The organism is Streptomyces ovatisporus, from assembly GCF_042653885.1.
In the GTDB taxonomy this organism is placed as follows: Bacteria; Actinomycetota; Actinomycetes; order Streptomycetales; family Streptomycetaceae; genus Streptomyces; species Streptomyces ovatisporus.
On the sequence record NZ_JBHSFH010000007.1, the window covers coordinates 686,804 to 698,698 of the forward strand.

The 11,895-nt window shown below is 67.4% G+C and carries 9 protein-coding genes and 2 pseudogenes; 10 read left to right on the plus strand and 1 reads right to left on the minus strand.

The window, feature by feature from the left end; translation table 11 throughout:
- Positions 1-181 precede the first annotated feature (181 nt).
- Entirely contained in the window at positions 182-802 is a 621-nt protein-coding gene (locus ACFPA8_RS16820; protein WP_386449171.1) for a dihydrofolate reductase family protein, read from the plus strand.
- 223 nt (positions 803-1,025) lie between these two features.
- A complete protein-coding gene (locus ACFPA8_RS16825; RefSeq protein WP_386449173.1) occupies positions 1,026-1,859 on the plus strand; it encodes an alpha/beta fold hydrolase in 834 nt (277 codons plus the stop codon).
- Positions 1,860-1,969: 110 nt separating this feature from the next.
- Here the strand turns inward: ACFPA8_RS16825 and ACFPA8_RS16830 are convergent, their stop codons facing one another.
- Positions 1,970-3,676: a protein kinase domain-containing protein gene (locus ACFPA8_RS16830; RefSeq protein ID WP_386449176.1), complete on the minus strand. Its 1,707-nt coding sequence runs from the start codon at positions 3,674-3,676 to the stop codon at positions 1,970-1,972.
- 407 nt (positions 3,677-4,083) lie between these two features.
- On the opposite strand from ACFPA8_RS16830, the gene ACFPA8_RS16835 reads away from it, so the two are divergent.
- The 8 genes and pseudogenes from ACFPA8_RS16835 (at position 4,084) to ACFPA8_RS16870 (ending at position 11,560) form a co-directional block, all read left to right on the plus strand.
- Positions 4,084-5,568 carry an FG-GAP repeat protein gene (locus ACFPA8_RS16835; protein WP_386449179.1) on the plus strand — a complete coding sequence of 495 codons (1,485 nt, stop codon included), beginning with the start codon at positions 4,084-4,086 and terminating at the stop codon, positions 5,566-5,568.
- A gap of 418 nt (positions 5,569-5,986) precedes the next feature.
- Entirely contained in the window at positions 5,987-7,495 is a 1,509-nt protein-coding gene (locus tag ACFPA8_RS16840) for a DUF4246 domain-containing protein (RefSeq protein ID WP_386449182.1), read from the plus strand.
- Positions 7,496-7,544: 49 nt separating this feature from the next.
- A pseudogene (locus tag ACFPA8_RS16845) lies at positions 7,545-7,673 on the plus strand (tyrosine-type recombinase/integrase); the annotation flags it as partial.
- A 524-nt stretch (positions 7,674-8,197) separates the two neighbouring features.
- A pseudogene (locus ACFPA8_RS16850) lies at positions 8,198-8,344 on the plus strand (hypothetical protein); the annotation flags it as partial.
- Positions 8,345-8,358: 14 nt separating this feature from the next.
- The gene (locus ACFPA8_RS16855) at positions 8,359-8,517 is read left to right on the plus strand and encodes a pentapeptide repeat-containing protein (RefSeq protein WP_386449515.1); all 159 of its coding nucleotides are present in this window, start codon (positions 8,359-8,361) and stop codon (positions 8,515-8,517) included.
- Between the two features lie 212 nt (positions 8,518-8,729).
- Positions 8,730-9,548, plus strand: coding sequence for a hypothetical protein (locus ACFPA8_RS16860; RefSeq protein ID WP_386449185.1), 819 nt, complete (start codon positions 8,730-8,732; stop codon positions 9,546-9,548).
- Positions 9,549-10,326: 778 nt separating this feature from the next.
- Positions 10,327-11,139 (plus strand): hypothetical protein, encoded by an 813-nt coding sequence (locus ACFPA8_RS16865; RefSeq protein WP_386449188.1) that lies wholly within the window; start codon positions 10,327-10,329, stop codon positions 11,137-11,139.
- Between the two features lie 4 nt (positions 11,140-11,143).
- Positions 11,144-11,560: a GntR family transcriptional regulator gene (locus ACFPA8_RS16870; protein ID WP_386449191.1), complete on the plus strand. Its 417-nt coding sequence runs from the start codon at positions 11,144-11,146 to the stop codon at positions 11,558-11,560.
- Positions 11,561-11,895 lie beyond the last annotated feature (335 nt).

The window sequence follows — 11,895 nt, forward strand, 5'->3', positions numbered from 1 at the left end:
GGATGGACGGGGGTCCGCCGGGGTGGACCGCGTTCAGGGCTGCGGCCCGTCGAGGGGTGCCGACAACGGCTCTTCGGCCCTAGCGATGAGTTCGCGGGCCCGGAGCGGTCTTCCCAGCATTGAGCGGATCAGGCCGCTCACCGCGAGGGCGACGGAAGGTCGCCACCAGGAGGACGGCCCAGTGACCACACGTTCCGGCAGGGTGACCTGCGACCTCTCGATCTCCGTCGACGGATACTCGGCCGGGCTCAACCAGGCCGAGCAGCGCCCGTTCGGCGACGACGGCGGCGACGGCTGGGGGGACAGGCTGCACGCCTGGATGTTCGAAACCCCGGAGCAGCGGCAGGCCGAGCTCGACCGGCTGGCGGCGGCGGGCGCGTTCATCATGGGGCGCAACATGTTCGGCCCCGTACGCGGCGCGTGGGATCGGCAGTGGAAGGGCTGGTGGGGTGACGATCCGCCGTACCACGCACCGGTGTTCGTGCTCACCCACCACCCGCGCGACCCGCAGCCGATGGACGGCGGCACCACGTTCCACTTCGTCACCGACGGCATCGAATCCGCGCTGCGGCAGGCTCGCGAGGCGGCGGGGGACCGCAACGTGTCGATTCACGGGGGCGCGACCACCGTCAACCAGTACCTCGCCGCAGGCCTGATCGACGAATTGCGGCTCCACATCGTGCCGTTCACGCTCGGCGCCGGCACACGGCTGTTCGACGGTGTGCCGTCGCTGAACCTCGAGCAGGTGGAGTCGCGAGCAGCGAACTCGGTCACGCACGTGACGTATCGCGTGCTGTCCTGAGAGCAGGGGTGGTGCCACTCGCGGCTGCCGCTCAAGCTTCGAGGACACTCGTCCGAGGTTCAGGACCTCCGGTTCGACGACGACGGGGAACTGGCAGCTCGGACAAGTCGAAGGCGTCGCGAGCACGGCGACGTCGAGGTTCCGGCTGTGCCGGTCGATACCGGGGAAGGCCAGCCGGGAAATTCAGTGGATCGGTCCGGACAGGCCGTGAAACGGTCCCGGCATGCCGAGCGCGGTCGAGTTGCCAGAATCCTCCGGGTCGTTCGCGTCCTTCGACGGGACGGCCATCGGCTGCCGCCGGATCGGATCCGGGCCGCCGGTCATTATGGTTCACGGTTCCGGTGGAGGGCTGCACTCCTGGCAGCCGGTCGCCGAACAGCTCGCCGACCGGTTCGAGCTGTGGTTGCCGGCCAGGCGCGGGTACGCCCCGAGCGGGTCGGGCCGGTCGGGGAAGCGTTTCGCCGACGAAGTGGGGGATGTCGGAGCACTGATCGACAGCATCGGCCGCCCCGTGCATCTGGCCGGCATGTCCTACGGCGCCACGGTTGCCCTGCACGCCGCGGCAGCGGGGCTCCCGGTCCGCTCCCTCGTGTTGTGGGAACCGCCGCTCTATGCGGCGGGTGAGGAATTGGCCCCCGTCCTGGACGAGTTCGAGCAGCTGACCGCGCAGGGTGACCGGCGGCGGGCCGACCGGCTACTGGCGGAGAAGGTGGCGCGCGTCCCGGCCGCGCTCCTGGACCTCATGGACCAGGGTGAGCCGACCGACGTGGCTGAGCCGACCGACGACGAGCCCGCGGACGCGCCTGGTTGGTGCCGGGACCTCGCCTCGATGGCCGCCGACACGGCGGAAGTGGAGCGCTGGTCCGCCGTCACCGTGCCGACGCTCCTGATGCGGGGGGCCGACACCTGGCAGCCGATGCCGGAAACCCTCGACCGGCTCGCGACCGCACTGCCCCGCGTCACACTCACGACGTTCCCCGGGCAGACGCACTTCGCGCCGTCGGTGATCCCCGAAGCCGTAGCAGCGGAGATCGCCGACTTCCTGCCGCGTCACTGAGGCACAGGTTTGGCGTGGGCCTTCGTCATGGCGCGGGGACGGGACCGAACCCGCGCTCAGGAGCAGCGACGAAGTCGGACGGGCCCGCACCCCCTGCCCGGCTCCGTCGGTCAGTCTCCATCCGGCTTCGCCAGAATCTTGATCTGCTCGGGGGAGAGCGCCTTGTTGAAGACTTGGACGTCCTTGATGCTCCCGGGGAACCAATCGGTGGCCTTGCCGTCGGCACCACGTGCGCGGCCGATGAACAGCTTGTCGCCGGGAGTTCCGACGGCGGGAGCAGCCGCCCTGTGGGACCGCTGCTCGACCCCGTCGACGTAGAGGTGCAGCTCGTCGCCCCTGCGCACACCGACGAGGTGGGTCCAGGCCGAGATCTCGGGATGGTCGCGGGACGTCGCACCGCCGTCCCTGTCTGCGAAGGCCCAGCGGCCGTCTGTGGACGAGTAGCGCAGATAGAAGTTGCTGGTGTCGCCGACGGGCTGGCTGACAGCGGTGGCGAACGAGCTGGGCGTCCTGCTGAGGTACACCCACGCGGAGACGCTGAATTCCTTGCCCGGCCCCGTACTCACAACCCTGTCCGGGATGACGATGTCACTCCGGCCGTCGAACAACGGGGCCCCGCCGTCCCCTTCTCCCCAGAGCACCTTCCCGTACGCCACTCCGTCGTTGCCGCCGATGCTGTCGGTGGCTCGCGACCGTTCGTCGAGCGGCCAGGCCGCAATGGGATCCGGCACCTCCTCGCGTGTGAGGTAGAGGCCGGTCGGGATACCGGCGACGACGACGAGGCCGAGTGCGGATAGCAGTGCGGTGCGGCGAGTGGGGCGGCCGCGTCGCGGCTCCGGATCAGGCTCGATCGGGGGCGTGGTGTTCGCCGGGGCGTCGAGAAACTCGGCGGTGTCCCTGGTGACGGTGCCGGCGTCGGCGATCGCCTGCTCGGAGCTGCGGACGCGGTCGGCGGCGGGCAGCCAGGCCTCGTTGTCGAGGAGCGTGGAGAGTCCGCCGTCGAAGCCCGCGCGCATGAGGATGTCCCTGGGGGCGGGGCGCTGTTCGGGGGTCTTGGCCAGGCATTCGGCGATGAGACTGCGCAGGGCGGGCGGACCGACGGCTTCGAGGTCGGGTTCCGTGTAGACGGCTCGGTAGCCCATCGCGTGGGCCGGGCCCTCGCCGAAGGGATTGATGCCGGTCGCCGCGTAGGCCAGAACCGTGCCGAGGGAGAAGACATCGCTGGCCGGGGTGATCTCTGCGCCGTTGATCTGCTCGGGAGACATGAACCCCGGGGAGCCGATCATCATGCCCGTTCTGGTGATCCTGCTGGCCTCGTCGATGCGCGCGATACCGAAGTCGATGACACGCGGTCCGTCCTCGGCGAGCAGCACGTTGGAGGGCTTGAGATCGCGGTGCACAAGGCCCGCGTCGTGGATCGAGATCAGGGCTTCGGCCAGCGCCGCCGCAAGGGCCAGCACCGTCTCCGGAGGGAACGGCCCCCGGTCGGCAACGGCCTGCTGCAGTGACGGTCCGGGAACATAGCTGGTCACCAGCCACGGAGCAGGCGCGTCGGCGTCCGAATCGACCACCGGGGCGGTGTATGCCCCGCTCACCAGCCGGTTGGCGAGAACCTCCCGGCGGAACCGGGACTGGAACTCCGGCTGCTGGACCAGCTCGGGATGCACCACCTTGACCGCGACCCGCCGCCCACCCGGGGACATCCCGAGGAAGACCTGGCCCATGCCACCCGCTCCCAGGCGGCTCAATAACCGGTAATCCCCGACGGAACGTGGATCCCCCGGCTCCAAGGCCCTCACCACACAACCTCCTGGCATCGCGCGCCGCTGATCAGGCTTCCACGTCCTGACAGCACAAGTACCCTAACGCTGCCTGTATGGCTGGAATCAGGTGCCGAAGAGCTTGTCTGCTGCTCGCCAACGAGCGCTGCCCCGCTGCCTGTTCGCGGAGGTGGCCACCACGGCTACTCGCGCGGACGGGCAACGCGTACGCGGAGGCCGGGAGTTGGGGCAACGAGCAAGCCCCGGGCCGCTGGCCTGGGGCTTTGCGCCGGCGGCGTCGGCCCGGCGATGACCGCGTCGCGGTCTCGGGTGCCCGCAGCATCGAGGTCCTCGCCCGCCCGGCGTCGATCCGCGCCAACCACCCGTGAATTCGGTACAACCAGCTCCTCCCTTCGACGGTCACACCAGATACCCCCCACCCCGTCGACCGAGTGGGGGCCTCCGTGCCACGCAGCTGCCGCATCCTGACGTACGCCATCGCAACCGCAGTCGCGGCCACCGCCGGGTTCGTGTTCCCGTCCGGCGCCACCGCTGCCGCACCCCGTACCGCCACGAGCGACTTCAACGGCGACGGCTACGCGGACCTCGCCGTCGGCGTCCCGGACGGGACCGTCGGCGGCGAGGCCAAGGCCGGGTACGTGAACGTCGTCCGGGGCGGCCCGAAGGGCCTCGGCGCCCACGGAAGCATCCGTGTCACCCAGGCCACTCCCGAGATTCCCGGCACCCCGGAGGCGGGCGACCGCTTCGGCGCATCCGTGACCCTGGTGGACCTCAACGGGGACGGCATCGCGGAACTGCTCGCCGGTGTCCCCGGCGAGGATGTCATCGACCGCGGTACGGACGCGGGCATGGTCATCGCCGTCGGCGGCTCGAAGAACGGGCCTGGGCCGGGGTCGACGGTCCTCACCGGGCCGTCTCCGTCGGCTGCGTACGGCAAATCGGTCGCGGCGGCCGACCTGACCGGCGGCACCGACGGCACCGACGGCAACAAGGAGATCGTGATCGGCGGTACGGACAAGGTCGTCGCTCGTGTCATCCAGGGTGAGGACAGCATGGTGACCACCGTCCTCGCCGCCCCCATGGGCGGCCGCGCCCCCGTCCTGGACACCGGCGACTTCGACAGCGACGGCACGGCGGACCTGGCCGTCGCGTACTGGACCGCGGGCGACCCCAACACGCAGTCCCACGTGCGCCTGTGGAAGTGGGACGCCGACCGGTCCGCGATGGCCAACTTCTGGAACACGGACAACGCCGGGGTGACCGCGCTGGCCGCCGGCGACTACGACGGCGACGGCAACGACGACCTGGCGCTCGGCGAATGCCGTGAGATCGCCGACGAGAACATCGACGACCCGTGCGGCCCCGAAATGCTCGCCGAGGGGGGCGGCATCCACATCCACTACGGGAGCCCCGCGGGCGGCTCGTTCGGCAGCCGCGCCCAGACCCTCAACCAGGACACGGCGGGCGTCCCGGGCGTGGCCGAGGACGGTGACCGCTTCGGCGCAGCCCTCGCCGCCGCCGACGTCGACCGCGACGGCCGCGACGACCTGATCGCGGGCGCCCCCGGCGAGGCCATCGGAAGCAGATCGGGGGCGGGTGCCGCATGGCTGCTCCACGGCGGCGCTCAGGGCCTGCTCGACGCCAACGGCGCTGCCACGGCCGCCACTTGGAACCAGGACACGCCCCGCGTCCCGGGCGTCGCCGAGGCGGGCGACGCCTTCGGCGCGGCGGTCGACTCGGGTGACTCCAACGCCGACGGCGTACCGGATGTCACGGCCGGATCCCCCGGCGAGAACGCCTCCCTGGGCGCCGTATGGCTCCTCCCCGGCGGCTCGGCCGCCGGCTCGGCGGCCTTCTCGCCCCGCACGCTCGGTCTCCCGTACCTGTCCACGGCTCACAAGTACGGCAAGCCGCTGAGCAGCCGCTGAGTGCGTCTACGGACGTTGTGCCCACCCCCACAGCGTCGGTCCGCCCGATGGGAGAGGGGCCGACACCTCCCCGCCCGGGGCACTCGACGTACACCTCGGCAGCTGCGCGGCGCGGAAGCGCCGGCAGACCAGCTCCGCGGCGCCCGTGACTTCCTTCGTCGAGCGCGGTGGGCCAACTGCCCTGAACGGGATGCGGAGCGGGGCCAGGGCGGCCGCAACGATTTCAAGGCCGTATCCGAGAAGGGTGCCTTCTCGGTGAAGGCCGTCCGGACGTAAGTGCCACCGGCGCCGACATCACGCGACTACGCAGCAGCCCTGGCTCCCGGACCAGCGGCGAAAGGGGCCGCCACAGCTGCGCTGTCAGTCTGCTGACGTAGCCTTCCCGCCTGCTGTACGCCGCCTGGGAGGACCAAGAGAATTGACTGGCCTGTCTGCTTTCCCGCTGCCCTTTCGTGCTTCCCGTTCCATATCGTTCGCGACCCCCAGAACGCTGCGGGAACTTCAGATGATGCGGTGCAGCTCAGCCCTTCGGGCGAAGCCGGGGTGGTTCGACAAGATGAACGATGCCGACATCGTCGCCAGGTGGACGCAAGAAGCGGTCGCCCAGGGCCTCACCGAGGCGCAGGTTCGTTACGTGCTTGCCGAACTCCGGCATTACGCCGCGCTGCGGGACGGACGGACCGGCATCGAGGTGTCCGCCGTCGACGGGGTGTGGCAGTCGGACACGCTGGTCGACGAAAGGCTCAGATCCCGGCTGCGCGAGGCAGTCCGGGTTCTGGAACAGGTCCCCGAGGCAGAAAGGGACTGGCATCCCGGATCCGGCGGACAGGTGCTGAATCTGGTTCACCCCTCGCTGTTCTGCCTGGTGAGAGAGGTGAGCGGTGCGCCCGAGAGCGCTTGGCAGAACCCGGCGGACCGCTACTCGAAGTACGAGTTCTCGGAGAGATTCCAGTGGCTCCCCACGGACGTCGACGTCAGTGCCGACGGCGATGTCGCCTTCCGTTCGTACGTCAACAACGTCCACCCCGAGAACCATCGCGAACTGGCCTCCGTCCTGCCGGACTTGTTCGCGAGCCTGCGCCCGCTGCTGGAGAACGTGCTCACGGATCTGCGCCATCCGCGGCCCCTGCGGATCGAGGCGGATCCTTACGGGTGGTACGACTCGGAGCCCGAGTATCCGGACAAGTCCTCCTACGGCGATGACGGGGCATACGCAGAAGCCCTCCGCGCATGGGAAGAGGCCCATGAGGACTGGTGGCAGAACCGCCGCCCGGTCATCCCGGACGCCCCGGCCTTCACCTCGCCCGAGTTGCCCGACGAGTCCGCCCGAGTCGACCTGCGCGGCCGTCGTCTCCAGGTCATCGTCAAGCTCGCCACGATTCATCTCACCCCGGACAAGCCCGAGTACCCCGGCGGTTCCTGGCATGTCGAGGGGATGATGAACGAGCGGATCGTCTCGACCGGTATCTACTACTGGGACAGTGAGAACATCACCGAAAGCCGGCTGAGTTTCCGGGCGGCACTCGACGACCCGTACTACGAGCAGAACGACGACAACGGCCTTCGTGAGGTGTACGGCCTGGAGGACGAAGACGCACTGAACCAGGTGCTGGGATCGACATCCACCCCGGCGGGCCGCTGCCTGGCGTTCCCGAACATCATGCAACACCGCGTCGGCTCATTCCGTCTCACGGATCCCACCCGTCCGGGACATCGCAAAATCCTCGCGTTCTTCCTGGTCGACCCGTCGCAAAAGATCGTCTCGACATCCGAGGTACCACCGCAGCAACCATGGTCCGCCACGTCGACCATGACGCTTGAGCAGGCCGAGAACTACCGCGAACAACTCATGCAGGAACGCAAGTTCTTTGTCGACGAACACAACGAGCAGCTCTATGAACGAGAATTCTCCCTCTGCGAACACTGAAAACCCTCACTGATTTTCGCCTCGACGGAGCTGACCACGGGGGGACAGGGAGAAAGGGGCGCCGTTCCGCCGCAGCTCCTTCGGCCGGAAGTGGCGTCGGACCCGGGCCAAGGTCGGGATGCCGCAAGGCTTCCGCTTCTACGATCTTCGCCACACCGGTCACGCCCTGCCGACGCGGGACGCTTGAGCGTCAGCGTGAGATCGCCGCCCGGCATGGACGTCCTGGCCGAGCGGCAGGCCGTCGAGCAGCGTCGGACCGGCGAGACCGGCGACGCTACGGACTCGCAGCGGGCACGAACCCGTTCGGCAGGGCCGGAACAGCCCTCACAACAATCAAGCCCGGGGTCGCTGGCCTGGGGCCTTGTGCTGGAGCGGGTGACGGGAACCGAACCCGCGCTCCGAGCTGGGCAATCACCGTGCAACTTGGGACAGTTGGCGTTCTGACCTGCATGGAGACGCCTCTGTTCAGCTGCCGAACGGCTCCTCCCACAACCTGTGTTGGCCGGGATTTACCGCCTCTTCTGGCGCGCATCTGGTGCGGTGGTCGGGCTGCCTAACAAGGCGATTGGCGCGCGCACTTTCCCGCGAAGGATCATGCAACTGTGACGGAAGTTCTTGCCGCCCACATCCGTCAGCCTGCTCCAGCGTCCGGGGTAGAGACTGATGCTGACCCAAACGGCGAGTAACGCCGGTCTGAAGAGCATGTGCAGGCTGCTCTTACTGTTCTGGACAGCCGACCTCCGTGCGGCGAGAGGTTTCGTCTGGTATCTCACCCACCCTGACCTGCGGGACGCAAGCTTGCCTAAGGCCCAGTTGAAGGATGTGCACCTGATCAGTGTCAATCTGGAAGGGGCACACCTGGCCTGTGCCCACCCGGAGGGCGCCGAACTGGGTGGTGTGCCCAGCTCAGGGGCGCCAATATGGGCGGGGCCAATCTTGAGGAAGCTTTCCTGGTCGGTGCTCAGTTGGAACGCGCAGACCTGCCAGGCACCCATCGAGGACGCGAACTTGGACGGTGTTGACTTTTCAAGGCGTGGGGATTGAGCGCTGATCAGTTGGGCTGTCGTCGTGGTGTCGTCTTCGACGAAGCCCCCAGGTGAGTTTGCAAGCGGCCGACATATCCATGTTCGCATCGCCCAGTATATTGGGGGGCGCCGGAGGATCGCTTGTGGGGTCACGGAGAGGGACTCAGCGATGAAGTGCTAGCTAATACAGAGAAGGGGAAAGGAATCTTATGGAAAAGAGCGGCGATGGGCAAGACGCACTCGCCCGCAAAGTAATGTCCTGGCTGTCAGACCAGGGATATCCGCTCGAAATGCGAACTGCTGAAGCGTTTCGGAGTCGAGGACTTGCCGTACGCCAGTCCGAGTACTATTTCGACTCAGATTCTGGCGGCCACCGGGAGATTGATTTAGTGGCCAGGATTCCACTTCATGAAAGAGACTTCGAAGTCGACCATTCATTTCTCTGTCCTGTAATCGAGTGCAAGAGCTCCCCAGGAAAACCTTGGATAATCTTCTCGGGCGGCGAGAACATTGACGCTGTGGATTGTATCGCACAAAGATTCGTTCTGCGATCGGCGCGAACAAAATGGGAGGAATTTGCTCGAAGATTGACTTTCAATAGGGACTCCCTGCTCCACGCACCCCTGCCCCTGTTTCGTGTGGAATACGATGTGGGCTATTCGGCGGTACGCTCAAGCCTGGGGAAAAGTCGAGAAGACGTTGCATACGGTGCGATGACCAGTGTATCTAAAGCTGCCTATGCCGTGGCTAACATGCTCTCTCCCGCCCTTGCGATGCAGGTAGCGGTGCCCATAATCGTCGTGGATTCCCCTCTGTTTAAATGCACGCTCGACATGCAAGGAAACGCGCAGCTTGAGCGGATTGCGATGGGCTCTGTTGCTTGGCGCAACAAAATTGCCGACGCTTCATTATCGCATTCGATAATCCGTGTTGTTACTGAAAGTGGCCTCCCCCAATTGGTCTCTGATATTTGCTTAACTGCCGACACCTTGCGTGAGCTGCGGTGGCGCTTCTCAAGCTCCCAATGATCCGTGTCGTTGCCTTCGAGGTCGGTGATTGCTCAATCGGCGAGTTCGGCAGCCGCGTGGTCAGAGGTGGCGACCTGCTTGCCCATGCTGTGACCGTGCTTGCAAGCGGCCACTCAGTATCGCCGCACCCAAGGTTGCAGCGGAGCCTACGGCGGTACCGAGAAGGGCACTGCGCTTCCTGCGTCCATGCGTTGAGTCTCGGCCATCGATTCGCCCCTGTGACACCCGGTTTCCCGGTCCCCGGGGACTGATGCACGGGTTGGTGACAGCGTCACCAGACCCTGCATCAGCGCCAACTATGACGGTGTCCTGTCGGTACCACCCGGCTGTCCGGCGCCGGATCCTGTCCGGTGATCAAGAACGATCCCGGCACGGTCACAGCCACCAAGGGAGGCCCATCGGGGCCCGGTTGAGCCAGCTTCGTGAGCAACCCGTCTGTCGTCATCAGCCGTCATGCCTACGACGTCCGGAACAACAGCGACTTCCGCGATCCGGTCTCTGTCCATCCAGCCGTGCCCCGCCCCCGGCAACCGTCGGCCAAGGCGTTCTCGGTGACGCAGTGCCCGCCCCACTGGGGTCGTTGAGCGCTGTGTGCGCCGCTCGCATGAACGCGTTCGATGCCCTGTTGGAGATGCGGATGAGGTCAGCTGCTTCCGGCGGCGTGTGTGTACAAGGCAACTGATCCGTGTGCACTGCTTCGTTGACTTGTCGCAATGCTTGACGCACCATGTTGAGACAAGACTTGAGACATAGAGCCATGATGAAGGAAGGTTGGGCGATGACTGACCAGTCGGTGCGTCCGGCGGACTTGGAGGGGGCGGGCGCGTGGTTGGCCATGCACGGCCTGACCGACGTCCGTCCGACACCGTTGCTGGCCACGCGTCTTGCGGCCCGGCAACGTGCCCGTCTGGCCAATGCTGTCCTGCTGGCCGCGTTCATCATCGCGGTCGCCCTTATCTACACCGTCGACCGGTCCATCGGCGCTGCGGCCGGCGAGTCCGGGTCGTACGGGCATTGGTCGCTGCTGGTCTTGATGGCGGTGGTGGTGGGGTTGGTGCTGGCCCAGTCGCTGCTGTACGGGCGGGTGCGGCGGGTCGACCGGCGGGCCGGCGCGACGTTGCAGCGACGGGCGGCCCATCCGGTCCGGCCCGGCTGGCGCACCGTGCTGGGCTGGCCGCGTGCCGTGTTCGCGGTTGCCACGTTCGCGGGGGCGATGCTGCTGGCGATAGGTGCCCTGACCGTGCTGGATTCCACCACGCGGTATGGGGCACTCGTCCTGCTCATCGGGCTGTGCGGGGTCGCGGTCGTGATGGTTGTCCAACTGCGCCATGTTCTGACGCACCCGGTCGTGGCCGACGATGAGGCCTCGCTGACCACCGACTTCATCATGCGCGTCGAGGACGCCCGCGATGCCACTACACCAAGCGTGGTGTGGTGCCTTCCCGTCGCCTCGGTGCTCGATACCGTGCCCGGTTGGTGGATCCTTGCCTGGTGTCTCTTCATCGCCCTGGGCGCCATCACGCTCGCCCTGATCACCGTGTGGACCGGGCTGGCGGCACGGCGGCGCGGCACGCCACAAGCGTCCCGGTGAACCGATGATCGTCATCGACTCGGCCTCGCCCACCCCGCCGTTCGAGCAGCTCCGTGCCCAACTCGCCCGGCAGATACAGGACAACACGCTGGCCGTGGGCACCAAGCTGCCGACTATCCGCCGCTTGGCCGCGGACCTCGGCCTGGCCGTCAACACCGTCGGCCGGGCCTACCGGCAGTTGGAGGAAGCCGGGCTGATCGAGACCCGCGGACCGGCCGGCTCGTTCGTCTCCGCATCCGGCGAACAGGGACGCGAACGGGCACGCCGCGCCGCCCGCGAATACGCCGCCGTCATCGCCAGCGTCGGCATCGACACCGACGAGGCCATCCGCATCGTCCAGGCGGCAATGACCAACGGCACCGCGGCACCCTCGTCACGCCTGACCACCTCGCACCTGCCGGACGGCGAACGCGACGCTTAGAACCATGGGAACAGTCCGCACAACAAACAAGCCCCGGGCCGCTGGCCTGGGGCTTTGCGCTGGAGCGGGTGACGGGAATCGAACCCGCGCTCTGAGCTTGGGAATCACCGTGCGACTTGGGACAGTTGGCGTCCTGACCTGCACGGACGGCCTGTCTACCCGCTGGGCGCCGACTCCGCAGGTGGCCCGCGTTGACCGTGGCTTACCGCCTCTTCTGGTGCGCATCTGGTGCGGTGAACGAGAGGGAGACTCCGGGCACCGTTCCACGTGGAACGGCCCGTCCTCGGCACCGGGCAGGCACCGGGGCCAAAGGGGGCCAGCCCTCCCGTGACTCG